Annotated in this window: 28 protein-coding genes and 1 pseudogene; 20 read left to right on the top strand and 9 right to left on the bottom strand. The window is 43.4% G+C overall.

The annotated features are described in order from the left end of the window. The first annotated feature begins 3 nt into the window (after positions 1-3). The 10 genes from NHH16_RS09670 to NHH16_RS09625 all read left to right on the top strand — a co-directional run bounded on the left by NHH16_RS09670 (position 4) and on the right by NHH16_RS09625 (position 8,449). The gene (locus tag NHH16_RS09670) at positions 4-504 is read left to right on the top strand and encodes a hypothetical protein (RefSeq protein ID WP_262069394.1); all 501 of its coding nucleotides are present in this window, start codon (positions 4-6) and stop codon (positions 502-504) included. A 15-nt stretch (positions 505-519) separates the two neighbouring features. Then, entirely contained in the window at positions 520-669 is a 150-nt protein-coding gene (locus NHH16_RS09665; protein WP_262069393.1) for a hypothetical protein, read from the top strand. Positions 670-747: 78 nt separating this feature from the next. Next, positions 748-1,041 carry an SHOCT domain-containing protein gene (locus tag NHH16_RS09660; RefSeq protein WP_262069392.1) on the top strand — a complete coding sequence of 98 codons (294 nt, stop codon included), beginning with the start codon at positions 748-750 and terminating at the stop codon, positions 1,039-1,041. Between the two features lie 84 nt (positions 1,042-1,125). Beyond that, complete coding sequence (locus NHH16_RS09655) at positions 1,126-2,355, top strand: AAA family ATPase (protein ID WP_262069391.1); 1,230 nt, start codon at positions 1,126-1,128, stop codon at positions 2,353-2,355. Continuing rightward, positions 2,342-2,911 carry an RloB family protein gene (locus tag NHH16_RS09650; RefSeq protein WP_262069390.1) on the top strand — a complete coding sequence of 190 codons (570 nt, stop codon included), beginning with the start codon at positions 2,342-2,344 and terminating at the stop codon, positions 2,909-2,911. Before NHH16_RS09655 ends, NHH16_RS09650 begins: the two co-directional genes overlap by 14 nt. 106 nt (positions 2,912-3,017) lie before the next feature. Continuing rightward, complete coding sequence (locus NHH16_RS09645; RefSeq protein ID WP_262069389.1) at positions 3,018-3,626, top strand: DUF4230 domain-containing protein; 609 nt, start codon at positions 3,018-3,020, stop codon at positions 3,624-3,626. A gap of 252 nt (positions 3,627-3,878) precedes the next feature. Then, entirely contained in the window at positions 3,879-4,622 is a 744-nt protein-coding gene (locus NHH16_RS09640; protein ID WP_262069388.1) for a DUF5058 family protein, read from the top strand. Positions 4,623-4,638: 16 nt separating this feature from the next. Next, positions 4,639-5,328 carry a hypothetical protein gene (locus NHH16_RS09635; protein WP_262069387.1) on the top strand — a complete coding sequence of 230 codons (690 nt, stop codon included), beginning with the start codon at positions 4,639-4,641 and terminating at the stop codon, positions 5,326-5,328. Between the two features lie 12 nt (positions 5,329-5,340). Beyond that, positions 5,341-6,705 (top strand): amidohydrolase, encoded by a 1,365-nt coding sequence (locus tag NHH16_RS09630; RefSeq protein WP_262069386.1) that lies wholly within the window; start codon positions 5,341-5,343, stop codon positions 6,703-6,705. Positions 6,706-6,808: 103 nt separating this feature from the next. Next, positions 6,809-8,449: a PucR family transcriptional regulator gene (locus NHH16_RS09625; protein ID WP_262069385.1), complete on the top strand. Its 1,641-nt coding sequence runs from the start codon at positions 6,809-6,811 to the stop codon at positions 8,447-8,449. 6 nt (positions 8,450-8,455) lie between these two features. On the opposite strand, the gene NHH16_RS09620 is transcribed toward NHH16_RS09625, so the two are convergent. From NHH16_RS09620 to NHH16_RS09600, 5 genes are read right to left on the bottom strand one after another with little or no spacing between them, the layout of a single operon-like run. Next, positions 8,456-9,214, bottom strand: a complete 759-nt coding sequence (locus NHH16_RS09620) for an ABC transporter ATP-binding protein (RefSeq protein ID WP_262069384.1) — start codon at positions 9,212-9,214, stop codon at positions 8,456-8,458. Continuing rightward, positions 9,198-10,253, bottom strand: a complete 1,056-nt coding sequence (locus tag NHH16_RS09615; RefSeq protein WP_262069383.1) for a FecCD family ABC transporter permease — start codon at positions 10,251-10,253, stop codon at positions 9,198-9,200. Before NHH16_RS09615 ends, NHH16_RS09620 begins: the two co-directional genes overlap by 17 nt. A gap of 1 nt (position 10,254) precedes the next feature. Further along, positions 10,255-11,334 carry an ABC transporter substrate-binding protein gene (locus NHH16_RS09610; protein WP_262069382.1) on the bottom strand — a complete coding sequence of 360 codons (1,080 nt, stop codon included), beginning with the start codon at positions 11,332-11,334 and terminating at the stop codon, positions 10,255-10,257. Next, complete coding sequence (locus tag NHH16_RS09605; protein WP_262069381.1) at positions 11,331-11,861, bottom strand: FmdE family protein; 531 nt, start codon at positions 11,859-11,861, stop codon at positions 11,331-11,333. Before NHH16_RS09605 ends, NHH16_RS09610 begins: the two co-directional genes overlap by 4 nt. A 42-nt stretch (positions 11,862-11,903) precedes the next feature. Continuing rightward, on the bottom strand, positions 11,904-12,614 hold the full coding sequence (locus tag NHH16_RS09600) for a FadR/GntR family transcriptional regulator (protein WP_262069380.1): 711 nt from the start codon (positions 12,612-12,614) through the stop codon (positions 11,904-11,906). A 249-nt stretch (positions 12,615-12,863) separates the two neighbouring features. On the opposite strand from NHH16_RS09600, the gene NHH16_RS09595 reads away from it, so the two are divergent. Genes NHH16_RS09595 through NHH16_RS09580 form a run of 4 tightly spaced genes read left to right on the top strand, consistent with a single transcriptional unit; the run spans position 12,864 to position 17,618 of the window. Beyond that, on the top strand, positions 12,864-13,850 hold the full coding sequence (locus NHH16_RS09595; RefSeq protein WP_262069379.1) for a DUF5692 family protein: 987 nt from the start codon (positions 12,864-12,866) through the stop codon (positions 13,848-13,850). Positions 13,851-13,864: 14 nt separating this feature from the next. Next, on the top strand, positions 13,865-14,533 hold the full coding sequence (hypB, locus tag NHH16_RS09590; protein WP_262069378.1) for a hydrogenase nickel incorporation protein HypB: 669 nt from the start codon (positions 13,865-13,867) through the stop codon (positions 14,531-14,533). Continuing rightward, complete coding sequence (locus NHH16_RS09585; protein ID WP_330643512.1) at positions 14,533-17,259, top strand: FAD-dependent oxidoreductase; 2,727 nt, start codon at positions 14,533-14,535, stop codon at positions 17,257-17,259. The genes hypB and NHH16_RS09585 overlap by 1 nt, the downstream gene beginning before the upstream one ends. A 17-nt stretch (positions 17,260-17,276) precedes the next feature. Further along, positions 17,277-17,618, top strand: a complete 342-nt coding sequence (locus tag NHH16_RS09580) for a hydrogenase maturation nickel metallochaperone HypA/HybF (RefSeq protein WP_262069377.1) — start codon at positions 17,277-17,279, stop codon at positions 17,616-17,618. 68 nt (positions 17,619-17,686) lie between these two features. On the opposite strand, the gene NHH16_RS09575 is transcribed toward NHH16_RS09580, so the two are convergent. Beyond that, positions 17,687-20,842, bottom strand: coding sequence for a DEAD/DEAH box helicase (locus tag NHH16_RS09575; protein WP_262069376.1), 3,156 nt, complete (start codon positions 20,840-20,842; stop codon positions 17,687-17,689). 146 nt (positions 20,843-20,988) lie between these two features. On the opposite strand from NHH16_RS09575, the gene NHH16_RS15650 reads away from it, so the two are divergent. The 5 genes and pseudogenes from NHH16_RS15650 to NHH16_RS09550 all read left to right on the top strand — a co-directional run. Beyond that, entirely contained in the window at positions 20,989-22,371 is a 1,383-nt protein-coding gene (locus NHH16_RS15650) for an ATP-binding protein (RefSeq protein WP_262069375.1), read from the top strand. A 12-nt stretch (positions 22,372-22,383) separates the two neighbouring features. Next, the gene (locus tag NHH16_RS09565) at positions 22,384-22,737 is read left to right on the top strand and encodes an arsenate reductase family protein (RefSeq protein WP_262069374.1); all 354 of its coding nucleotides are present in this window, start codon (positions 22,384-22,386) and stop codon (positions 22,735-22,737) included. Between the two features lie 248 nt (positions 22,738-22,985). Next, entirely contained in the window at positions 22,986-23,282 is a 297-nt protein-coding gene (locus NHH16_RS09560; RefSeq protein ID WP_262069373.1) for an HIRAN domain-containing protein, read from the top strand. Positions 23,283-23,312: 30 nt separating this feature from the next. Continuing rightward, complete coding sequence (locus tag NHH16_RS09555) at positions 23,313-23,438, top strand: hypothetical protein (RefSeq protein WP_262069372.1); 126 nt, start codon at positions 23,313-23,315, stop codon at positions 23,436-23,438. An 18-nt stretch (positions 23,439-23,456) separates the two neighbouring features. Further along, a pseudogene (locus tag NHH16_RS09550) lies at positions 23,457-23,732 on the top strand (nitroreductase family protein); the annotation flags it as partial. 11 nt (positions 23,733-23,743) lie between these two features. Here the strand turns inward: NHH16_RS09550 and NHH16_RS09545 are convergent. From NHH16_RS09545 to NHH16_RS09535, 3 genes are read right to left on the bottom strand one after another with little or no spacing between them, the layout of a single operon-like run. Beyond that, entirely contained in the window at positions 23,744-24,466 is a 723-nt protein-coding gene (locus NHH16_RS09545) for a hypothetical protein (protein WP_262069371.1), read from the bottom strand. Beyond that, a complete protein-coding gene (locus tag NHH16_RS09540; RefSeq protein ID WP_262069370.1) occupies positions 24,412-25,134 on the bottom strand; it encodes a hypothetical protein in 723 nt (240 codons plus the stop codon). Before NHH16_RS09540 ends, NHH16_RS09545 begins: the two co-directional genes overlap by 55 nt. 42 nt (positions 25,135-25,176) lie before the next feature. Beyond that, positions 25,177-25,506 carry a MerR family transcriptional regulator gene (locus NHH16_RS09535; protein ID WP_262069369.1) on the bottom strand — a complete coding sequence of 110 codons (330 nt, stop codon included), beginning with the start codon at positions 25,504-25,506 and terminating at the stop codon, positions 25,177-25,179. A 253-nt stretch (positions 25,507-25,759) separates the two neighbouring features. Between NHH16_RS09535 and NHH16_RS09530 the strand changes: the two genes are divergently transcribed. Continuing rightward, positions 25,760-26,155 carry a 3'-5' exonuclease gene (locus NHH16_RS09530; protein ID WP_262069368.1) on the top strand — a complete coding sequence of 132 codons (396 nt, stop codon included), beginning with the start codon at positions 25,760-25,762 and terminating at the stop codon, positions 26,153-26,155. The last annotated feature ends 39 nt before the right edge of the window (positions 26,156-26,194 follow it).

The raw sequence follows: 26,194 nt of genomic DNA, 5'->3' as shown, positions 1-26,194 counted from the left end.
GGTATGAAGGTAGAAGGTGATGATATGCCATATATTCCGAAAGGTCATGAAAAGTATAATTTATTGCCGATCTGTAGAATAGAAGCTAGCGAGGTTTTTGATTATCCAAGTGAGTTGATGCACACGCTATCTGAGCGTGGTATAGAGGGACTTGAACCGTATGGATATCAGAGTTATGAAGAATATTATGCATATCTCGATAAAAAGAGAGAAAGCTTGAGAGAGGCTAGTGATAGAAAGCTTTTGGATAACTTTAAGAGGCGTGTAATAGAATTAAATAACAAAGATGTTTGGTCTGTTCTTAAATATGTCGGTGACGATATAGATGCACCTTGTGGCTTAACAAGGGGACGTTACTATTATTGGCCGTGTCTGTCTAATGAGGGCGTATATAGAGGTGTTATTGATGATGAAGAATTTACAGCGTATGAATATACTGTGGATTCCGCTTGTTGGGAAATTGTAGAAGACCCTACAGGTATGGCATCTCGAACGTTGCGGTAAGTGAATGAGTGTAATGTGAGCAGGGGAATAGGGGCGTATGCGAATCTTGTCTTGCAGGATGAAGAGTGGCATATTGATGTAATGGCATTGCATATTATAAACGATATTTTCTTGAAATATCAGGAAAAGGGAGAATTTCCGGAATACATCAGCTATAATGTGTGAGATTTTTTCAACGAAATAATTATCGGCAAAAAACAGAAAAACGACGCATAAAGCTGGAAATATTGCCGATAATGGTAAATGAACATTAATGCTTACGATAATGTATCGCAAAGAACGGCTGATATTGCGGCACAACAACAGATTGCGGCAGGCGTGAGAGAAAATGGTCTAGGTGATGGCGGAGGGATGTTGTTTGGCATGAACATGGCTCAAGGTATGAGCCCACAAACCGCAGCTCAAGTACCGCAAAGGCCAGAGATGTCATTTGATGAGCAAATCGAGGCAGTGAAGAAGTTGAAGGATCTTGTAGATGCCGGAATTTTATCTCAAGAGGAATTTGATTTTAAGAAGAAGGAAATAATGGGATTGTAAACGATATTCCTGCTTGAAAATAAAACGAAAACTCGTTATAATTAAATAAAACGAGTTTTCGTTTTATTTAATTAGGAGGCTGCTATGTTAATTGATTTTCAAGTCACCAACTTCAGATCGTTCAAGAATGAAAACAGCTTCTCAATGGAGAAGGGGAAGAACGTACGTAAGCATAAAAATAATGTTATGGAGGTAGGTAAAGAAAAGTTACTCAAAACAGCAGTGCTTTTCGGTGGTAATGCGAATGGCAAAACAAATTTAATAAATGCACTCTCTGTACTAAAATATTTGATTTTGCAGCCCACTCTCAGTATATCTCAAAAATTACCAACGGATACATTTGGCTATAATAATGAAAATACTACGTTCAAGATATCATTTTTAAAAAATGAAAAACGTTTTGACTACATTATAGAATACAATGAATTGGAAATTGCTAAAGAGATTCTTGGCGTTAATGAAGAAATTGTTTTTGACCGTCAAGCTCAGGAGTTTGCAATTCTTCCAGCGCAGCTGCAACCACTAAAGAAAAATATTAGAAAGAATCAAAATGTGCTTTTTTTTGCTCAATCCAATAACGTAGAGGAAGCGAAAATTGCTTATTCATGGTTTCTAGAAGATTTGATTGTGGTCAATACGGATCAAATTCCCAATGTACTATTCAAGTCGCTTTCGGAGCCAATTTTTAAAAAGGAATTTCTGAAGTTTCTTCGGGCAGCAGATTTCAATATTACAGACGTGGAAGTTAGAGAGCGTAAAGAAGCGCAACCGAATATTCAGTTTGATCTTGGCGAAGGTGGGCCAGTAATTCAAACAAATCCTGAGTTGAATTATACTACAGTTTACGATGTATATAGTACCCATCAATCAGAAACACGGGAATTTCAGATTCACTTTAATAATGAAAGCACAGGTACAAAAGTGTTCATGTTCCTTGCCTTATATATTTTGCATAATGAAAACGCAAGTAAAGTTTTACTTATCGATGAGTTTGATCGTTCTTTTCATATCGAATTGGCGGAGGCTTTACTCGACGTATTTACTGATGAAAAGCAAACGAATCAATTTATTCTAACTACCCATGAACTGTCACTCATGGATTATCACCTACGTCAAGACCAGATTTGGTTTGCGGAAAAGAACCAATATGGTGAAACAGAATTATTCTCTATCTATGACTTTGAGGATGACGCTCTTCGTCGTAGCGATTTTGGCTATAAGAAACGTTATCTTGAAGGACGATTTGGGGCTTCGCAGATTATCAACAAGACTGTATTATTAGAGGTCGCGGAGGGCTTGAATGGCACGAAATAGAAAAGGGAAGAAGGAAAAAAGGAAAATCTTCATTCTTGTTGAAGGAGAGACAGAGCAGAAGTACTTTGATTTTTTGCGTCAGAGGCTCCGTCTATCTAATGTAAAAATCAAAACAGTAGTTTTGGAAAATAGTGGCCAGACTTGGATTGAAAAAGCAAAACGCTTGGTACAAAACGATTTTAATTTTAGACGCGACAGGACGACAGAAATATTTGTGGTCTTTGATAAGGATGAGTTCTCTAATCAAGATTTGCAGAAAATGTTTCAACGAGCCAAAGATGAGGCGTTTGAAGTTGGTTTCTCAAATTTGACATTTGAAGTGTGGCTCCTGGCTCATTTTGAAGAAATAACCCCTCGTCTGTACTCAAAATCTGTGTTGAAAAATAAACTGAGTAGGCATTTGCAGACGGATTATGTTAAGGCTGATACTGAACAATTGGAGAAGATGATTAAAAACGTGGATCAGGCAGTAAAGAATGCAGGTGGAATTTCGAAAATCGACTTTGATTATCAATCAACCAATATCGGTGCATTGATTATGAAAATTAAGTCGTGAATAACGTAGCCATCTTGATGATAATTATCATAACAGGAATAAATTATAAGCTTCATCCAAAGCTTCACATTGAAGCTTTGGATGAAGCATTAGAAAGGAATGAGGTATGAAAGAACAAAAAAAGAAGGTAATTAGTAAAAAGCTCAAAAAAATCGTAATTTTGGTTGCTATCGTCTTAGCTGTTGCGGTGTTCTTTGCGCTAGGCTTTCAGGTGTCCCGACTTACGGAGAGTAAGACCACGAAGCTAGGGTTTGAAGATATTGGCGAGTTAGCAACCCAGTCGGCCTATTGCACAGAGGTGAATGTGACGGATAACTCAAGAGAGCTATTCAACATCAAAATCCCGTTTACCCAGAGCAAGTACGTATATAGCTACGATATCGTTATCAAAGCCGGTTATGATTTTGGTGAGATTGAGTGGAGCGAAAAGGACAATAAAGAGATAGAGGTCAAACTTCCAGAAGCGAAGATCCTAAGTAGCGATCTCGATACCGAGTCCTTTAAGGTGTATCACGAGGATGAAAGTATTTACACCCAGATTGGCCTTGAAGATAATAACGAGGCGCTTAAGGGCATGAAGAAGAATGCTGAAGAGGATGCAATCAGCAATGGTTTGTTAGAAAATGCCCGGAGCAATGCCGAGACAGTGTTAAGAGGTTTTATTGGTAACGTGTATGATTTGAATGAATACACCATAACTTTTGTAGACAAATAAACGGAGGAACCGGGATGAAGAAGAAAATACTTTATGCTCTAGGGGCGATTATACTAGTGATAGTGCTGTTTTACTTGTACTTATTTATGACAGCGTAAAAAACAACAAATATTCATAACAAAAATGAAAATATTTTCACTGTTCTTCGAAAAAAGATTAAAAGTGAAAATATTTTCATTTTTTATTTTTGCGCCAGAAAGTATGATGTATCTAGAATATTTGGGAAAGAGAAAAACGAAGGAGGAAGAGAAGATGGATGTAATGAAGATTGCAAATGGCGCGCCCATGTGGATAGCATGTGGAATTCCCGTAGTATTTGTCGTAATACAGGCAATACTATTTGCAAAAGGAGCGTATGGGGCTGGTAAAAAGCTGGGTCTCACAGACACACAGATGAAGAAAGCGATAAAGAGTAGTGCGGTGACTTCAATAGGACCAGCAATCGTTGTCTTAAGTAGTATGCTTTCGCTACTAATTACCGTAGGAGCCCCAGTCGGATGGATGAGACTTTCGATGATTGGTTCCGTAATGTTCGAGTCAATTGCCGCAGGACTAGGAACTTCGGCCGTGGGCGTAACTCTTGGCACAGATCCAATGACAAAAGAGGCCTTGGCGATGGCTGTCTGGACAATGATTCTCTGTTCAGTGGGGTGGGTACTTTTTGCCACATTCTCGGCAAACAAAATGGACAAAATCGAGCATAAGCTCTCGAAGGGAAATTCAGGAACATTAACGACGATTGCCTCAGCCGCAATTATTGGTGTGTTCTCAGCGATGGTAGCAAGTCATCTATCCAAACCAATTTATTTCCTTATTCAGAAAGCCGATGCGGTCGCCATGGCAGGAGCCAACAAAAATGCCATTGCCTGTATCTTGGGGGCGGTTATTATGTTTGTATTAACAACGCTCGCAGATAAAAAGGAAATTGGTTGGTTAAAAGAATGGTCACTAACAATCACGATTATCGGCGCCATGATCATTACGGCAATCATTTAGAGGGAGGATAAGAAGCATGAGTGAAAATTTTTATAAAGATAAATATATGCCAAGTGTCAATAGAATCGGTAAAATCACGGGATACCTTGGTGTCGTCTTAGCGTTTACCCCAGCAGTTATGTTGGCGATAGTATATGGACTCGTACCAAAACCGGCAGCGTTATTAACCGCATTTATCAGTGGTGCAAGTGCGTTTGGTGTACTTTGGTTTGTAGAACCGATTTCGTATTTTCCGGTAGTAGGACCGGCGGGAACGTATATGGCCTTTTTATCAGGGAATATTTCTAATATGCGTATCCCCTGTGCCAGTATGGCCCAGGTGGCGGCGGATGTGGAGCCGGGGACAGAGAAAGGTTCTGTGGTTGCCACCATTGGTATGGCAGTATCCATCATTATTAATATCGCTGTCTTGACGATTGGGGCCATCCTTGGAAGTTCTGTCTTATCCATGCTGCCAGACTCGATAAAAGCCGCGCTTAATTATTTACTTCCAGCACTGTTTGGAGCACTTTTGGTTCAGTTTGGACTGAAAATGGAGAAGCACAGTTTGGTTATGGTTTTAATTGCAGTGACTTTATATACGGCTATTGGTCTAGGCGTGTTTAACTGGTTGCCGGGAGCATCTAACTGGCTCGGAACACTTGGCTGCGTATTTGCAAGTATTTTAATTGGGCTGGCAACTTTAAAGAATAAAGCAAAAAGCTAGGGAGGGGTTTCAGTGAATAAGAAAGAAGTACAGGGAATTGTAAAAAGCCTTGATGATTTGTGTCAAAAAAGCTGTCGCACGATTTGGAATCAGCCAGAAATCGGCGGCACCGAGAAAGAGGGGGCGAATTATTTTCGCCAGATGTTAAAAGAAGAAGGCTTTGTAATTGTTAATGAAGAGAAGATGGAACACGCATTCTATGCTGAGTATGGTTCAGGGAGTCCGGTGATTGCGATTTTAGGAGAGTTTGATGCGCTTCCTGGATTGTCACAAAAGGTGACAGACGTAAAAGAACCTATCGAAGAAGGTGCTCCTGGACATGGCTGTGGACATAATCTCTTAGGCACTGCGGCCGCCCTTGGAGCCATTGCCATAAAACGCTTTTTGGAAGAGGATAAATTGCCAGGAACGGTACGTTTCTACGGCTGTCCGGAAGAGGAACTCTTATGTGGCAAGGTGAAGATGGCACATTATCAGATGTTTGATGGTTGTGATTTTGCCATTAGCTGGCATCCAATGAACTCTAATATGGTATATGATAGCGGTTATCTGGCCAGTGCCTCCGTTCATTTTGAATTCAAGGGAATCAGCTCCCATGCCGCCTTTGCCCCGGAAGTAGGACGAAGTGCCTTGGATGCAGTAGAGCTTATGAATGTAGGCGTGAATTATTTGCGGGAGCATGTAATTTCTCAGGCGAGAATCCACTATACAACCGACAGTGGCGGATTTGCTCCGAATATTGTTCCGCCAAGGGCAGGGTCTTGGTATTATGTGAGAGCGCCATATATCTCTGACGTAAAAGACATCATCAAGAGGGTCAAAAAAGCAGCAGATGGAGCGGCGCTGATGACGGAGACCACCGTAGAAATGAAGGTAGATTATGGCTGTTGTGAGATGCAGGAGAATCATGCGTATGCGGATTTGACTTACGAAAATCTAAAAGAGGCGGAACTTTCTGTTTATACGGCAGAAGAAGTAGCGTTTGCTAAGAAACTAAATGATCAGGTCATAGAAACCAATCTGCAAAGAATGGATAAATTACTGGGAACGAACGGAGCGCCATTGCCTGTAGGAGTAGAACCGAGAAATCTGTATGAGAAGATTCCGTTGACAGGTTCCTCTGATAGTGGAGATGTGAGCCAGATTATGCCGATGTGTATGTTCACTACTACATGCTGGCCAACGGGGGTCGCCCCCCATACTTGGCAGGCGACAGCCTCAGCAGGAAGTACCATTGGTGAAAAAGGGGCCTTGGATGCAGGCAAGGTAATTGCTGGGATTGCCTATGATTTATATACCAAGCCAGAGGTTCGTGAAGCAATCCAAAAAGAGTTCGACGAAAAGAAAAAGAGCTATGAGCCGATGTATCAGGAATAACCAGGGTTCGTATAAATAGGAAGACCAACAAAGGTGTATCACCGGTTTCTTGACAATGTTTAGAAATGAGTGATACACTTTTTTTATACCGAGGAGGACGAAAATGGGAATTGCAATACAACATTTACTTTCGCAAGAATTTTTTAAAGATTTTCATGTAATCGCGGGCAGAAAAGGTCTTCATAGAGAGTTACAAGGAATTGCGATTATGGATGCGCCAGACTCCTTGCGATGGTCAAAGGGAAAAGAATTGGTTATTACCAGTGGATATGCGATTGCTAAGGAACCTGACTGTATTCGAAAGGCATTTGAAGAAGGAAGCATGCAACTAGCGGCGGGGATGATGATCAAAAGGGAGAGGCATCTAAAAAAAATACCGGAAGAGATGATTGCCCTTTTTGATCAATATGAGATTCCGCTGATTAGTATGCCGTTTGAGAGTGCCTATATGGATGTTATGCAACAGGTGAACACCATTGTAATGAACAGAGCAATTAAGCGGTTTCAAATACAACAAAATGATTCCTTTCAATTATCAAGCACCACTTATAGAGTGCGTAAAATAAAAAAGATTTTGCAGGCAGTAGAGGTGGAGATGAATTTTCCGGCCTTTCTTTATGATGTGGGAGAAAAGGAAGGGTATTATAGCTCGGCTAATTTTAAGAAAATATCAGATTCATATGGACTAGATGAAAGTGATTATTGGGAGCCAAAGCAGGAATATACCCAGTACACCTTATGCGACTATATTCATATGTCCCGGATTCGCATGGTAGACGATAAGAATCCGGAGAGTCCTCGTGTGAGCTGGATTCTGATACCAATTTATGCTGGGGGAGTGTTGCAGGCATACTTTGTGGTGATGGAATCCCGAGAATTCCTGGATTATTATGATGAGTATTCGGTTCGAATTGCATATTTATTGCTGCAGGCAGTTTATGAGCAGATTGTCATCGCGAATAGTGTTGGGAATATTGGGTTTGAAAACTTTGTCCTTTATGTCATGAATTCCGTCGGAGAAGATCCGGAGCGCCTTCTCTATCAAGCGGCACAGCAAGGGCTATCCATGAATACCTATTATATCTGCATTCTGTTCCATCAGAAAAAGGGCGATACAAGCGCCCGTGGTGAAAGAAATAAATATTTTCGTATTTTCCAGAACTGTAAAATCTCTAAGGATGCTAAAGTTGCCTTTCTCGATGAGAACGAAGGAATCATTTTAATGCAAACCCAAGAAAAGAATGGTTTTGAAAAAGAGTTTTTGGAAAAGATGATTACGGAATTTCGAACGAAGGTGGAAGAAAGCCTTGAAGGTGTCGAGTTAGAGTTTGCCTTTTTGCGAGAAGGAAAGTTACTTCCCGGGTTGAAGCAGAGCATCAAGAAATGTCAAAAAGTGCTGGAGATGGGAAGACAATTTTATCCTAGGAAGCGTATCCTAGATGACGAAATGCTGGGACCGTTTACCTGGATTGACATTCCGAAGGAAGAGTTGGAAACCTTGCTTACTGAGTACCGAGAGCTTATGCAGGATGAAAAGCATGCAGAGCTTTTGCATACGCTAAAAATTTACTTGGAAAATAATATGAATTACAGCATCACCGCTGAGAAAATGTACGCTCATATTAATACTATTCGCAAAAGAATTGACAAGGTGAATAGTCTTCTGGAAATCGATTGGACAAATCATATGTCCAAGCTAAAGATGGAGGTTTTGTTACAATTTTTGTTTGCTAGTGATTTTTAAGATTATCTAGATACCTATGGGCACCACAAGCTTTCGTCCATCTAGTTCATGGACGTTTACGCGAAGACCATAGGTAGCTTCGATGGCTTCGCTAGTAATAATTGACTGGTCGCCGGCAGCGTAAATCTGATGATCCTTCATCAAAAGGAACCGGTCACAGTATTCTAAGCTCAAATTCAGGTCGTGGAGAATGACGATGGTAATCATGCTTTTGGCTTGGGTGACTTTTCTGGTGAGAGACAATACCTCACACTTATTTCGCAGGTCTAAGCTACTGGTAGGCTCGTCCATTAGTAGCACTTTTGGCTGTTGAGCGAGAGCCCGGGCAAACATAATCTTTTGGCGTTCCCCGCCGCTTAATTCATTTACGGGGCGAAAGGCAAGGTCTTCTAGGTTTAAGTCGTTAAGAAGCGACTGAACTAGGTCCTTGTCTTTTTTTGATGCCACGAAATTCAGATAAGGGCGTCGTCCTAGAAGAATCGTATCAAAAACGCTTAGCTGACTTTCGGGACTTTGCTGGTCCACAAAGGCCATGTGCTTAGCTAGCTCTTTATTAGAAAGGTTTAGTAACGACGTCTCCTCAAGGCAGACGGTGCCAGTTTGTGGGCGCAGAATCTTATTGAGACACTTTAGCAAGGTGCTTTTACCGGCGCCGTTATTGCCTAGTATCGCTAGACACTCACCAGCGTTAGCTCTAAAGGCGAGCTCATCGAGAATGAGAGTTCCCCGTTTGTATTGAAAAGATAGGTTATCTACTTGTAGCACGCTGTTTGCCTCCTTTTAGAATCAGATAGACGAAGAGAGGACCGCCAAGGAAGGCGGTAATCGCACCAATTGGTAGAACCACAGGGGAGATAATCGTTCGTGAAATTAAGTCGCCAAGTAGTAAGAGCAGAGCGCCTGCCAGAGCAGAGCCTGGTAAGGTAAAGCTATGGTTGCTTCCTGTCAGTCCTCTAGCAATATGGGGAGCGGCTAGCCCGATAAAGCTGATTGTGCCTAGGTTAGCAATAATAACGGCGGTTACTAGAGAACAGATTAGCATACTGACGACCTGCAGAGAGGCTACGCTGACACCCACGCTTATGGCGTTATTTTCCCCTGTCTCTAAGGCGTTATAATTCCAGCGGTTTAGCCAGAAAAAGAGGAGCGATAAGGCAACGATGATAAACATAACCGAGATGTCTTTATAGTCCGTTAGGCTAAGGTCGCCAAAGGTCCAAAAGACAAAGGTAGAAAGCTCGGTCTCGCTAGCAAAGAATTGAAGCAAAGTGGTGCCTCCTTGAAACATTAAGCTAAAGGCAATACCCGTTAGAATCATGCTTTGAGGACCGATGCTGCGAAATCTAGACAGTAAAAGAACGGCGATTGCCACCGCTAAGCTAAATAAAAAGGCGCATCCCGTTACTAAGGCGCGACCGCTTAAAAACGTATTAAGAACGGCCGTCTTACTGGTGCTAGCCCCTAAGATAATAATGGCAAAGCAGGCGCCAAAAGAAGCCCCTTGAGAGATGCCGATGGTAGAAGCAGAAGCTAAGGGATTGCGTAGCACTGCTTGCAGGACACAGCCACTAACGCCAAGCCCCATGCCACCGACGATAGCCGTTAGGACTCTCGGCAGGCGCATATTGCGGATGACGAGGGTGGCGCTATCGCTAGAGGCCTTGCCAAAGAAAGCCGAAAGAAGCTCGCTTATGGTGATGTCATAGGAGCCTGCTCGCAGAGCGATCAGCGCCATCAGGCCCAGACAGACAATCATCAAAAGCAAAGCCAGTGAATTTCTAACTTTCTGTTTCTCATAGGTCATATTATTTCTCCCAAGTGATAGGGCCAAAGGCTACGTCGTTGGCGACAAATTCGTCATAAAGCGGGGTGCCTAAAAAGGTTTCAAAGATCTCATCGGCTTTTACTGCAGGATCGATATCAGTAAAGAGCTGGGGGAACATCACCGTGCCAGCGTAATAGGCGTCAGCTAGGGCGAGCTCGATGTTAACCGCACTAAAGCGGAAAGAAATCTGAGAGTATACTTGGCCATTCTTAAAGGCGGATAAGGACTGGTAATAATCAGGATTCTTTTCATAATCCTCTGTCATTAGCGCCAAGCCGTTGTGATCGACAAAGATAATCTCCGGATCTCTTTTTAGAATTTCTTCCAGGTCCATATTAAAGGGACCGCTTTGCCCCGTATCATCGGCGATGTTACGGGCGCCGATAGCTGTTAGCGGCGAATATCCAGCTTCCGTACCTTCAAAACCGTGAAGGCCTTTAAAGGACACACCGCCTACATAAGCCGTGGGCTTATCTTCATCCATTAAGGTGGCAGTGCGTAGTGTTAAGTCAGCCTTTAGGTCCTGAATATAGGTGGTGAGCTCATGAGCGCGCTCTTTTTTTTGAAAAACATCACCTAGCAGGCTGATAGTTTCCAGACAGGTGCTATCAAACATATTATCCACTAAAGGAATCGTCACTACGGGAATCGCCAGCTTTTCCTGAAGGGTGTCGGCAAAGTCACCCGTGTTCGAGGTGATAATCACATCGGGAGCTGCCGTTATAATCTCTTCCTCGTAGGCTTCGCTGTTGTCGCCGATGACGGGAAGGGTGTTAAGGTACTCGTTATTTATATAGTTGTATGGTTTGGAAAGGGTCTTTTCCAGTTCGTTTTGTTCTGTGCCCACCACAAGCTCTAGACTATCCATATAGGTAGTAAAGCGCAGGACGCCCACTCCTAAGCAGACGATTGTCTGGACGTTTTCGGGGATTTCTACCTTCCGTTTGCTGCTATCGGTAATGGTTCGTGTCTCCTTTTCTTTGGCTTTGCCACTACTTACAGGAGCACAGCCGGTGATAAGGAGGGTTAGGGCCAGGATAAGTGCTAGTATTTTCTTCATTCATCTTCTTCTCTTTCGTAGTTAGTAAAGCAGTCTAGACAGACCTTCTTGCCATTTTCTAGACGTAGCCAATATTCGCCGGTGGTTTCCTTACAGCATTCACAGGTGTCAGAAGGAAAGCGTCTAGCCTTCGGTATCTCCCTAAAGGGCACTCTTTGACAGAGGAAAAGCTCTTCTAGAGGTGCCGTTAGTAGATAGTCTAAGAATTCTTCTCGGGAGCGCCTTCCTGAGTCCTGCTTTAGGTAAAAGCGCATGGCTTCCTTGCGGCTCCGATTTAGAAAAGTAAACGCTTGCTTGCCCCGGTTCTTAAGAATGAGATTGCCTTTTCCTAGGGTGCAACCGGTCAAAGCCTGGACGGCGTCAATGCTACAAGCATCGGTCTCAGAGATACAAAGCAGCTCTTCATCAGCGGCTCTATCGAGATTCATCTGGCTCATAGCCGCTTCACAGGCGCGAACGCCGATGGCTAGTCCTGGGCATTCATGGCCATGGAAAGCGACCGCGGTTTTCCAGTTAGTTCGTTCCATAGTATCCTCGCTTATATATTGAATGATTTTTGTGTAAACTATTTAGTTTTCATAGATTTCATTGGCGCCAGAAATAGCCGCCGTTAAGGACTTCTCGATAGCCTCCCGAGCGGTCTTCCTATCCCTTGCTTTTAAAGCCTCAAGAATCGTACCGGCATTGCGACAGAGAGTTTCGTTTCCATATTTTTCGGCAAAGCGAATCCAGAGATGGGTAATCGGAATTCGAAAGGAGCGGTAGATGAGAGGCAGCAAGGTGTTGTCGCTAATCATACAAAGCTCGTGATAAAAATCGAAGGTGGCATCAGCTGTGGCTTCGTCGTTCTTATCGTGCTTGCCCATTTCGGCTAAGCGCTCTTCTAGGGCTTCGATGTCTTCATCGGTACACTTATCCACCGCTAGTTCAGCAGCTAGGGTGTCCACAATCATTTTAATCTCTAAGATGGAGCGAATCTCATCGTTTCGCAAATGGCCACCGTTATAATTCATAATGGATAATAAGGTCTCAGCGGTGCCGTAGCGGCGGTAATCCACCACGTAGACCCCGGAGCGGGGCTTTACTTGCAGAAAGCCTTTTCTCGCTAGCTCAGCAATCCCGCCGTTAACCACCGCACGGCTGACCTGCATCCGCTCGGCCAGGGTGCGCTCAGGTGGCAATTTCTCCCCAATCTTTAGCTTGCCAGAGAGAATCATGGCTTCTAATTCCTTTACAAAAAGTTCCTTTAAAGTAGGTGCACTTAGTTTCGCAAAATTCATTTCTTTTTCCTTTGTCTTTGGTTTGTCAAAATCGTTGTCTTAAAGTGGTATGACCAGATACCAGATTCACCTTATTTATATCATAGTTACTATAAAAAGGCAAAGGAATTAGGTGAAAATGGTGAAAATGTGTAATAAAGCTGACAAAAGCTTGACAATCATAAGGAGATTACCTAAACTCAAAGTATAATTGCACTACTGGTATGACCAAAATAAATAAAGGGCTTTTTAAGAAGAAAGGAGTCGAGTATGTTTACGTTTAACTATGAGGAGGGAGCGAGTGTAGGCAGTGTACTTTTGGTGTGGCTCGCAGTATTTTTATCACTATTTCTTTTAAATGAGATTAGTCGTCGTTTTAAGTGGTTGGGCTTTTTGTGTTTTGTGGTCCTACCAATTGTCTTATCGGTTCTTTGGTTTACGGTTTTAAGCGAATCTACCTATACCGACTGGTTTCATCTGGCTAAGGTCTATTCGTCGACGGCGGGCTGTATCGGTTTTTGGTGCATTCGCCACCTACGAGGAACCAATAAGAAGACCGGTGCCGATTGGGCCTTAGCAAATAATAAGATTGCTCTTTGTTTTCCCCCTTTGATTCTGGCGATTAATATCGCCGAGGCGGTTATCCGGGATTTTGAAGTGGGTCAGAAATACGCCGTGATGGCACAGGATTTGACGGCAGATGCCCCGGTTATGTTAATGGGCGGCTCCTGGAACTATATGAACGCCATTGCCGGGATTATCAATATCGTTATCATAACGGGTTGGTTTGGCATTAAGATTCGCAAGTCGACGGCAAAGGATAATAGCCGGGATATGCTGTGGCCGGATATGCTCTGGTTTTACATTATCGCTTATGACTTATGGAACTTTGCTTATACGTATAACTGCTTGCCTCACCATTCTTGGTACTGTGGAATCGCGCTCCTGCTAGCGCCCACGGTGTGTAGCTTTACCTTAGGAAAAGGAGCTTGGCTCCAGCACCGGGCCCAGACATTAGCGCTGTGGTGTATGTTTGCCCAGACCTTCCCTAGGTTCCAGGATTACGGCACTTGGCGAGTAGACTCCACCTACAATCCGACCATTTATTTTATCGTCAGTTTCCTAGCCCTAGCAGTCAATATCGCGGTGCTAGTATACATGATTTACAAATGGAGAAAGACGGGACGCAATCCATATAAGGGTGAATTATATACGGATCTGAAGGCTTACCAAGAAGTAAAAGCGTTAGCAGAATAGAAAGTGGTGAGAAGATGAAAGAATTTAAGGTGTTAGAAATTAAAGAGAGCGTGTTTGCCGATAACGACGAAGACGCTAGACGCTTACGGGCAAAGCTTAAAGAAGAGAACCGATTTTTGCTGAATCTAATGAGCTCTCCTGGGGCAGGGAAGACCACCACCTTGGTGCAGACGATTGAGGCCCTAAAGGATCAAATGAGCATTGCCGTAATGGAGGCGGACATCGATTCCGATGTGGATGCCAAAACCATTGCCGATACCGGGGTCAAAGTGATTCAGCTCCATACTGGTGGGATGTGTCACCTAGATGCCGATATGACCAGACAAGGTCTTACCGGGTTAGCGGCCGCTGAGGCTGAGTTAGTAATCTTAGAAAACGTGGGAAATCTGGTCTGTCCGGCAGAGTTTGATACTGGGGCCACGAAGAATGCCATGATCCTAAGTGTACCAGAAGGGGATGATAAGCCTTTAAAGTACCCGTTGATGTTTCAGATATCAGATGCTCTTTTAATTAATAAAATCGATACGCTAGAGGTCTTTGATTTTGACCTAGAGCTGTGTATAAAACGAGTGAAAGCACTTAATCCAGAGATTGCCATCTTCCCAGTCTCCGCAAAGACGGGAGAGGGGATGGAAGCCTGGGAGAATTGGTTACTAGAACAGGTGAAAGGAGGGAATAGCTAGTGGAACGTGAAATTACGAAAATGTATTTTCCAGAAGGGTACGTACCGAAGCATAATGAAAAGGTAATGGCCCTTGCGAACTTAATCGGTCGCCGTGACTCGAAGAAAAACAGCTATCTGTGGGATGACCCAGAATACGTTATCCTAGAAGCAGGGGTGGATGACGATATGGCGGAAGTGGGGCTGGCGATGGGATTTTTTACCAAGCGTACAGCAAAAGAAATGGCAGAGATCATGGGGAAATCCGAAGAATACTGTCATGAGCAGATGATGAAGCTGGCGGTCTACGGGACGACTTTTGTCAATGTGATTGATGGGGTGGATACCTTCTGGCATGCTGAAAGCTGGATACCGGGAGTCATGGAGATGATCGTCAATAACCTAGACAACGTGGAGAAGTACCCGGTGGTCGCTTATGCGATGGAGGCTTATGGACGGGTTCGGGGCCCTATGAGTGCCGGGATGTTTCCGCCGGGAATCGGCCTAATGCGGGTTATCCCCATTGAAGAGTCCATCGAAGGCGGCAGTCGCAACGTAAGCTACGAGCAGGTGTCCAAGTACTTAAATGACAATACCATCTTCTCTTGCTCACCTTGTTCGTGCCGAACGGACCGGGAAGCAATGGGCGAGGGCTGTGGTCATCTGAAAGAGGATATGTGTATCCAGATGGGACACGCCGCTGAATATTACATTCGCACAGGAAGAGCTCGGGAAATCACGAGAGAAGAGGCGTTTGAAATTATCAAGCGGGCTGAGGATAACGGCTTAATGCACCAAATTCCCAATATTGACGGCTCGGGAAAAACTCACGCTATCTGCAACTGTTGCGGGTGTTCTTGCCTTTCTCTGCGCTCAGGCACTATGTATAAAAATGTGGATATGGTGCGCTCGAATTACGTATCCACCATTGATAAAGAAAAGTGTGTGGCCTGCGGTCAGTGTGTGGAGAACTGTCCGATGAACGCTCTCCAACTAGGCCAGAAGCTATGCTCGAATAAGCCGGTCACCGAGAATATTACGACTACGTATACACCTAGAGATCACGAGTGGACGAAGGAAGACTGGAATCCTGACTACCGCACAAATCGCCAAGAAGTAGTAGATACAGGAACAGCTCCTTGTAAGACGAACTGTCCGGCCCATATCGCTGTTCAGGGGTATATTAAATTAGCAGCTCAGGGTAAATACACAGAAGCCCTAGAGCTAATCAAGATGGAGAATCCGTTCCCAGCGATTTGCGGCTACGTCTGTAATCGGCGCTGTGAGGATGCTTGTACAAGAGGAGACCTAGACGAGCCCATCGCCATTGATGATATTAAGCGCTTTATCGCCAGTCAGGATCTAAATAAAGAGACCCGTTTTATCCCGCGCAAACGCCACGATTATAGCGATAAGAAAATCGCCGTGGTGGGTTCGGGACCAGCAGGCTTATCCTGTGCATATTTCCTGGCAGTAGACGGCTATGACGTGACGGTCTTTGAAAAGGAAAAGGTAGTTGGCGGAATGTTAACCCTTGGTATTCCTTCTTTTGTCCTGGAAAAAACGATTGTGGAAGCCGAAATCGATGTCCTTAGAGAATTAGGCGTCACCTTTAAGACCGGTGTAGAGATTGGTAAAGACCTGACCTTAGACCAGCTAAGAGACCAGGGCTATCAGGCATTTTACGTGGCTATTGGTGCGGGAAAAGGTCGCAAGGTAGGAATTGCCGGTGAAGACGCCGAAGGTGTGCTTTCAGGAATCGATTTTCTTTCTAAAGTCAATCAAAGGGAAGAAGCGATTCTCTCTGGGAAGGTGGTAGTGGTCGGTGGCGGTAACGTGGCCATTGATGTGGCTAGAGGGGCCACCCGTGCAGGTGCCCAGGTTGTTAGCATGTATAGCCTTGAGAGCCGGGAGCAAATGCCAGCGAAGGCAGAAGAAATTGAAATCGCCGAGAGCGAGGATATTGTTATCAATAATTCTTGGGGTCCTAACCGGATTTTAACCGAGAATGGAAAAGTAACCGGCGTTGAATTTAAGCGGTGCACCCGCGTGTTTGACGAAGGGGGCCGCTTTAGTCCTCAGTACGACGAAGAGGATCTTTTGACGGTGGAAGCAGACTACGTGCTGTTATCCATTGGTCAAAGCGTAGACTGGGGTAACCTTTTAGAGGGAAGTCAGGCAGTCCTTAATCCCAATCAGACCATTCAGGTGGAAGAGCTAACGTATCAGAGTCAGCAACCGGATATTTTTGCTGGTGGGGATGCAGTTACCGGACCGAAGTTTGCCATTGATGCCATTGCTGCTGGTAAGCAAGGGGCGATTTCTATTCATCGCTTCGTGCAAAAGGGACAAGACTTGCGGATTGGCCGGAGCAGGCGAGAGTTTACCGAGCTTGATAAAGAAGCAGCGGTTATCGATAGCTACGATACGACACCAAGACAGCGAGTTGAGAAGGTGGATGGTCAGAAGGCGAAAACCACGTTTAGAGACTTAAGCAGCACCTTAAATGAAGAACAGATTATGAAAGAGACCCAGCGGTGTCTTGGCTGCGGGGCAACCGTGGTAGATGAGTACATGTGTGTCGGCTGTGGTATGTGTGCGACAAAATGTAAGTTTGATGCCATTAAGCTAGAGCGGGTGTACGATGGAGCCGGCGTGGAATTCTTGAAGATGAAGAAGGCGGTTGTGCCTACGGTCCTCAAACGTAAGCTAAAGATTACGGCGAAGAAAGTTATTGGCAAGAAGTAGCGGAAGGATGAAGAGCGATGCATGAGCTTGGAATTATGTACCACATAGTGAAGCAAGTGTTAAGGGTGGTAGAAGATAACCAGCTTGAAGAAGTGGAAGCCATCGTATTGCAGGTGGGGGAATTATCGTCGGTAATTCCCCGCTATTTAAAAGCCTGCTATCCGGCAGCGGTAGACGGTACTATCTTAGAGTCCACAAAGCTTGAGATTGAAGAGCTACCGGCTAATGGAATCTGTCAGGCGTGTGGCAAGGTGTACGCTCTCACAGAGCACGGGGGCAAGTGCCCTGTGTGCCAAGCGACAGAACACGAGGTTCTTAGCGGCAGGGAGTTTTTCCTAAAAGAAATAAGGGCCTGTTAAAGAAAAGTGAAGTTACGTTGCAACGTGCAACGAAAAATGCAACGCAAAAATTTGCGTTGCATTTTTTTCTACCCGACAATCAGCTTGTTCGTCTTCTTAAGGTATTTTGCCGGGATAGGTTGATCAAGCTTCCACGTAATGTTCATGGGCTTGCTACCTTCGTGTTTAACATAACTAGCAGTTCCTAAAAAGGTATAGGCAGAAGCGCTACCAGTAAGATGATCTTGTTTAAATTCGCGAACGAATAGTAAGATTCGACTCCCGTTTTCGCGGTGGTGGATGTAACGCTGTCCAGTCTGAGAGTCTTCGCTGGTTGTGCTTTGACTTTGCCAGTGGAAGAGTCTGTCATTAATAGAATAGTCATTATACATGGTGGTAGGAGAGTAATCTTTGTCGGATTTATTTAGGGTTACGAAGAAGACGTCCAGTTGCTTATCAGGCAACCATTTCACCCCCTCGCGAACAGTATTAGGCTTCATAAAGTCTAACGCTACTAAAAGTTGATCTCTAGTATATGTACAGTGTAGATCTAAGGGGCATTCAAAGCCTAAATCTACCGGTTTATCAATAAAATCGATGTGCTCATATTGGTATTTTAGAAGCTCAATAAGTTCATCTAGCATTACGGGGCAATCAGATAATCCGTAAAGATTATCTAGTACCTCATCACTTTCCCAATCCTCTACTACAGAGCCCCAGACGGTAACATAGAACATCTGAAGCATTCGCTTCTTTATATCTGGTAACTTGGCAAAGTCAATATTGTCGAGCTTAGGTAGAACCTCAAGTAGAAATTTAATCCAGCGTCTTGAATCCACTGCAGAAAAGCGGGCGAAGGCTTTTGTTAGAGCTACTTCAACAGATTCGCTGAAATCGTCGATTACATCTCCGCGAGCACATAGTCGTGAGAATGATGTATATTTATATAGCATTCGTGGATCCAGATGATAATACTCCAAAAAGTTACTAAGAGAGAGTTCTAAGCCGCTATCCTCTGTAAAAGTAGCCACGCGGGAGACTAGACCAGCGGTGTTACCATAGGAGGCTTGAATGTTACTGAGGATATACCGGGCGGCCTTCTTTTCCAGCTGGATATAGCAACCTTTGGGGGCGGAGATAAAGCCGTCCTTGATTTCTTTTGTCACACTGCGGGTAGTATTGCTAAGCAGTGCCCGGAATTTGTCTTCAAAATTGTAGCGCTTATTTGCTTGTCCAATAAAATCTAGAACAGTTAGGCATTCTTTATTTTCCGCGATTCGGAGACCGCGACCGAGCTGTTGTAAGAAAACGGTTAAAGATTCCGTTGGGCGCAAAAAGAGCGTAGTGTTTACTTCAGGGATATCAACACCTTCATTGTAGAGGTCTACCACGAAGATAAAGCGTATATCGCCGGAAACCAAACAATCTTTAGCGGTGTTCCGTTCTTTGCTTGTGGAGTCACTGGTAAGGTACATGGAAGGAATATGGCAGTTGTTAAAATGCTCTGCCATAAATTCTGCATGATCTTTAGAAACGCAAAACCCGAGTCCTTTTACATCATCCATAGCGGTCACGTATTTCAGTAAGGAAGCTACCACTAGGTCAGCACGTCGCTTGGCTACCGCACCGCTGAACGAGTAAATATTGGATAGCGCTTCCTTGTCATATCCGCCTCTAGTCCAGCGCATACTATCTAGATCAACGGTATCAGTGATGCCAAAATACTGAAAGGGACATAGAAGTTTGCGGTCAATGGCTTCGGGCAGACGAATTTCGGCAGCGATCCGGTTATTGAAATAGGAGAGAATACTTTTTCCATCCATTCGCTCAGGCGTCGCTGTTAAGCCCAAGAGAAGCTTAGGCTGATAGTAGCCTAGAAGCGACTGATAAGTCGGGGCAACAGCATGATGGAATTCATCGACTACGATGTAGTCGTAAAACTCCTTCGTGGTTTTTGTGGTAAAGTCTTGTGAATGAAAGGTTTGAACCGATATAAACAAATGATTAATGCCATCAGGTCTCGCACTACCAACGTATAAATCGCCAAAATTGGCGTCTTTTAAGACCGCTCTAAAGGTATGGAGACTTTGTCTGAGAAGTTCTTCACGGTGCGCGACGAACAGTAACCGTGCAGGACTTCCAGGATTTTGCTTACGAAAGCGCTTATAATCCAGAGCAGAAATAACGGTTTTGCCAGTGCCAGTAGCAGCGACAACTAAATTGCGCATATAGCCACGGACCGTACGCTCAGCTTCCAAACGGTCGAGAATTTCTTGCTGATAGGAGTAGGGGAGAATATCCATGAGGTAGATATTCTCATCATCCGTTCCTGAATACTTTTCAGCCTTTAGCGCGCGGGATAATCTTTCTTGCTGAGTTTCTGAGTAGTATTCAAACTCATTAGAATTCCAGTAGCTCTCAAAGGTAGCGGCGATTTTATCAATAGTTTCTGGTAGGTCTTTTTTTGTTACTTTCACATTCCATTCTAATCCGCTAGAAATAGCGGCGTTAGATAAATTTGACGAGCCAACATAGGCAGTGGTAAAGCTTGTGTCGCGGTAAAATACATATGTCTTTGCGTGAAGCCGGGTACGTTTTGTGTCATAGTTGATTTTAATCTGTGTATTTGGAAGGTGGCGTAATTCTTCGATTGCTTTTATATCGGTAGCGCCCATGTAGGAAGTAGTTATAATTCGCAGTTCTCCACCATTTTGCGTAAATTGCCGCAATTCATCCATGAGAAGTCGTAAACCACTCCATTTGATAAAGGAAACAAGCATATCGATTCGGTTTGCAGAGATTATTTCCTTTTTTAGCTCGGTATACATTTGCGGTTCATGAATAGCTCCGGTGAAGAGGGAGCTCTGTGCGATAGAAGTTTCAGGTCTTTCCAAATCCTTAGCACTTTTTCCAATTGCCAGGCGAGGGTCTTTTTCCTGCAACAGGGCGAGTAAAAGCTCGGCTTGTTGATTGACGCTTAAGCTTCCAAAATCAGCGTCTTTAGTGGCTTCTTGGATGAGAGCAACAATCTGATTAACAAGTTCGACTTGGTCATCGATACCGCCATTCTTGTCTAAGATGTTATCAAGTCCCTTTTGAATAATATTGGTAAGATACTGGGAGAGAATTTTAGAAGCTTCGGCTTTATCTATGGCGGAAGTCGCTTTGCGAGCGTCAGGTATGGTAGCTAACTCGTCGCCGATTGCTTCGTTAATTATCTGTTCGTATAATCCGGGTTTTAGCATGTTGAAGTCCTCACTGATCTAGTTATTAGTGTTCATTTATATATTGTACCTTTTTTGCGGCAACAAGGAAATGAGAAAATGAGCAGTTGTTATTTTTACTACTTTAGATTATAATAATCGTAAGTAGTAAAACTGGAGGTGAGATTGTGTTTTTAGGAAGAGAAAAAGAACTGGACTCGCTGGAACGTATGTATAACAAGAAAAACTTTCAGATGGCGGTAGTCTATGGTCGTCGCCGTATTGGAAAAACATCCTTGCTCAATGAGTTTGTAAAGGATAAGAATTCCTTATATCTACCGGCAGAAGAGGTTAATGATTCGCTTAACCTTCACAAATTTTCCCGGCTTCTGGGCGAAAAAATCGGTATCCATAACTTTCCAGCAGTTACTGATTGGAACAATTTTTTTAGTCTTATAAAGGAGCAACTAGGCAATGAGCACTTAGTTCTCGTTATCGATGAATATCCGTATGCCGCCTCGGCGAATAAGTCTCTTAATTCGATTTTGCAACACGTAATCGACTACGAGTTTAAGGAAACGAATATATTCTTGATTCTTTGCGGTTCTTCCATGAGCTTTATGGAGAATCAGGTGCTAGGTGAAAAAAGCCCTCTCTTTGGTAGGCGGACAGGGCAGTTGAAGATTAATCCCCTTGATTACTATGACTCCGCAAAGTTTTATCCGAATGTTAGTAACGAGGATAAAATCCGGTATTATGCTTGCATTGGCGGTACTCCTTATTATCTGTCGCTAATTAATTCGGATTTGAGTTTTGAAGAGAATCTCCAGGAGCTATATTTTGAAATTAGTGGCTACCTTAATAACGAGGGTGTGCTGTTAATGAAGCAAGAATTCAGAGAACCTGCGAATTACAATGCTGTTCTTCAGGCTATCGCTAGTGGTTCTAATACACTAGGAGAGATTGTTGGCTTTACAAAACTTGAGAGCAGTTTGATCTCGAGATATCTCATTACTTTACAGGAACTTAATTATATTGAACGAGTGATTCCCTTTGGTTCAAATCCATTAAAAGGGAAGACTAGTCAGTATCAGATAACGGAGAATTTCATTGCCTTTTGGTATCGTTTTGTCTTTTCGGTAAGAAGTGAAATTGAACGTGGCAATGGAGATATCTATTTTTCCTTGGCTCTTAATGATTTGACTGATTACATTGGCCCGATTTTTGAAGAAGTATCGCGACAATATCTTCGTAGGAAGAATGCGAAAGGCGAATTGCCATTTGTAGCAAAATCGTTTGGTAAGTGGTGGGGAAAAGATCGTAAAGGGAATGTTCAGGAGTTAGATGTGGTTGCCTCATCTGTATCGGGTAAAGAATTACTTGTGGGCGAATGTAAGTGGCGCAGTAATCTTAAGGTGAATAAAATTAGAAGAGTGCTTGAAGAGCGGGCAGCTCTTTTTGATCAATACACTACCTATAAATATTTGTTTACGAAGAATCCGATCAATGGAGATGGGGAAGCGGATATTATTTATGTTTCGGTTGATGACTTTTATGGAAGGGATAAATAGGAGGTAAAGAGAATGTTAGTTGTTTGTTATCCAAAGTGTTCAACATGCAAAAAGGCCTTGAAATGGCTCGATGATCACCAAATTCAATATACGAAGCGGGATATCGCGAAAGACAATCCTACCTATGAGGAGTTAAAAGAATGGTACGGGAAAAGTGGTCTTCCTCTTAAGCGTTTCTTCAATACTAGCGGTCTGGTGTATCGTGACTTGCAGTTGAAAGATAAGCTTCCTTCAATGAGCGAAGAGGAGCAACTACGGCTTCTGGCTACAGACGGAATGCTGGTGAAGCGCCCGGTGCTTATTGAGGGTGAGAAGGTCTTGGTTGGGTTTAAAGAAGAGCAGTGGAAGTCATATGCAAAAAGATAATGCAAGGAGATTGATTCCCGCACTTCCGCAGAGATATACCTTAGAGATATCTGTGTAAAAATAAAATAGTAGGTTAATGAAAAGTCCTCAATGAGTTGGAATTAGTATCTGACTTATTGAGGATTTTTGTTGCCTTTATGTACGTGTGGCGAATCGGAGTCCTTATTTTGGGACATGAAATGTTGCAGAATAGAGTTATCCAATCACTTAGCAACATAGACTAGCTGGAAACGAAGGAGGAAACACAGATGGAAAGAAAGTATTTTACAATTACCGGATTAAATCACTATTACGGTGAAAAATTCCTAGAGCGAGATATGAAGGTTAAGCTTACGAAAGAACCTGATAACGACCATGATAAGGAAGCGATCAAGGTGGAAATGGAGGGGCTTGGCGTAGTGGGTTACGTTGCCAATAGCCCCTATACCGTTCAAGGTGAAAGCATGAGTGCGGGTCGCCTTTATGAAAAAATGGACGATACCGCTATAGGAACCGTTCTGTATATTTTACCTCGTGGTGTTATCTGCTATCTTGATGAGGAGTAGGTGAATACTGGATGCCGTACTTGAGGAGACATGATTACAGCAGTTATCTTTGATAGGGATGGAGTTTTGATTGATAGCGAAGAAATCTCTTCGAACTGGGGATATGGGACGGAAGTGTTGATTAAGGTTCCGATTATGAGACAACCGTTGGTATAGAAAGGATTTTTCTTCCATGGGGCACCGGCGGTAATTTTCGTTATAGCCGATGACCCGGTGGATGCAGCACTGGCTTCGACTAATATGGGGACCATGGCAGAGGCTCAGGGACTTGGGGTATTATATGTGGGCTTCTTTGCCATGGCCGCCCGAGTAAGTAAAAAGATACGTAAAAAGTTGTCGCTTACGGGAAAAGAAAAGGTGGTAACGGCTATTGCTATTGGCTATCCTGATGTTCATTACAAAAGAACGGTTCCGAGAAAGAAGGCAAAGGTGAAATTGTTAAGGTCGTAGCCATATATCCTCTATTCAAAAGCAAGGTCGATTTTAGCTTCAGTAACATCTTTATAGTCCTCGCCTTTGACTGAGAAGGTCATTTGAGCAGTAGAGATGTCTTCTGGGTCGGAAATATCGTTATCGCTGAGGAAGGATTCGTATATCTCAAGGTCTAGTAATCCGCTTTTTCCTGGCTCGAGAGTGAGTGAAGATAAAGAGTAGTCTGCCATTATCCCATTAACGGAAAGGGCGTCATAAGGGTCGCGGACGGTAATCGACTTATCGGTGTCATTATGGATGATGACTAGCAGGTAGATGTCGTTAGAATATTCGTTGATGCTGCCTAAAAGTCCTTTCGAGACAAAGCGAACTCCCTTTTCGTTATAGACTTCATCACCACTATTATCATAGGCGGCAGCCTTTTTGTTAAGGATAATTTCAAGGGCCTTAGAGGGCGCTATTTCCTCAGAATCAGTGTTTTCGGCAGCAAAAGAGAGCTGTAGATTACCGATATCCTCGAGGGCGCACTTTTCAGCAAAGGCTGGCTCTAATAGGGAATCAAGAGAAAGGGTTAAGATTTTGCGCGTCCCAGGATTCAGAGAATCTGAGGACCATAGGCCATCATAGACCACAAGATTATTGATTGAGATGCCAGAGGTAGTCACGCTGACACTCTCAGCAGTGTTGTTTTCCACTTCTAATAAAAGGGCTTTTCCTCCATCCTTGTCGGTGACCAGAGCTTCTGAAACCATGCGGATACCGTTCGCCGTATAAAGCTCCTCTTTTCAAAGTAATCGATAGAATAGTCAAATAGTGCCCCCATTATGCCACTATTTATCGCTTCTTGGTAAGTGTCAGGGGCATAATCGTAATCGGCTGCAGCAGAAGTAAGTAGCTTGCTGACGCCGGTATAGACTTCGTTATAATCGGCATCCTTTACCTGAAAGCCGATCTGGATATCCGCAATTTCTTGAAGGCCGTAAAGCATAAGCTCATCGAACTTAAGGGAAATGGTTTCGTTAGCTAAGTTGCCGGCGGTAACATCTACATTTAAGTAACTACTATCTAGCATATAGTTGTTCACCGAATTCCAGTTGTAGCCCATAGAGCCACTAATGAAAGATAGATCCTGGTCGCTATTATTCTCGATTATTAAATTGATATCTGCAACATGCGAGCGATAAGTCAACTCTGTAGCGGTGATTTTTATATTATTGGCATCTACAAGTACGGTTTCCTCAATGGTAGCTTCTGGGGAAAAATCGGGTAATTCTCCAGTCTTCTTTTCTTCTTTTTCGGTTGTGGGAGTCGTTTCACTTTCGGTTTTTGTATCAGTGGTAGGCGCTTTTTGTACGCAGCCGGTGAAGGCAGTAAGGGCAGCGCATAACAAAAGCCCTGTCATAGTTTTTCTCATACTCATAATTTGTTTTCTCCTATTTTTTAATTTGTTGATCGTGCTACGCTAGATTTTATCCAGATGATCTTTTGCTTTTTCAATTAGTTGCTCGAGCTGTTTTTTCTGTAGCTTAAGTACCTCTAGTTGCTGAGTAAGAGCATGCTTTTTCTCGATACTAGCAGCGTCTATTAAGTGGGTGATCTCCTTTATAGTAAAGCCTATTTGTTGATAAAAGCGGATGGTTTGGACTCTTTCTTGAGCTTCTTCATCATATAATAGATAACCGCGGTTATTTCTGCTAGTAGCCTGAACCAATTTTGCTTTTTCATAACCTTGCACAGCACGCCTAGAAACATGTAGGGTGATGCATAGTTCTCGCAATGTCATCTCAGTCATATTTTTCCTCTAGTGTTTCATTCATAACACGTCCTTTCCTCATAGGCTAAAATTGCACGTTACGTGCAGTCAATTTTTTTGAAAGACACGATCCACGTAATAGTTCATGTGTTTTTCGCGGAGAAGAGTCTAAGGATTGACGCGTTTTCGCAAGTCCTGAATATCGGACAGCTAAGCTCATATATTAGGGATATACAAAAACCCACACAAATCATTAAAGGTAGGTGCGGGACCAGAGGAAGGAGACTTGGCGATGGATGGCTATTTGGTAGTAGACTTGGAAATGTGCATGGTAAGAGGTGGTGCGAAGAAGAGAAGTAGAGGTATGCTATGTGAAACTATTCAGATTGGAGCAGTTATTCTCAATCAGGAAAATCACATAGTAGATGATTTTTCAGTATATGTGAAACCGGAGTATGGCAAACTAAATAGGTTTATTAAGGATTTGACGGGGATTACCGAGGAAAATTTGGACAAAGCCCCTCCGCTTAGAACGGCTCTCATGAAGTTGGCTAATTGGCTTGGGGAGCGGAAGGTAATAGCCACATCCTGGAGTAATGCGGATTATATTCAGTTGGCGCAGGAAACGAGGGTTAAAAAGATTAAAGATCATAGAATTAATAAGTTACTAGACAGCTCTGAAAGGTAAAAATAATTCGCACTAATGCAGCCTATATACAGGCTGCAT

The sequence above is a fragment of the Ohessyouella blattaphilus genome (genome assembly GCF_024721265.1).
In the GTDB taxonomy this organism is placed as follows: domain Bacteria; phylum Bacillota; class Clostridia; order Lachnospirales; family Lachnospiraceae; genus Aequitasia; species Aequitasia blattaphilus_A.
This window is presented reverse-complemented; position numbering and strand designations above follow the sequence as displayed.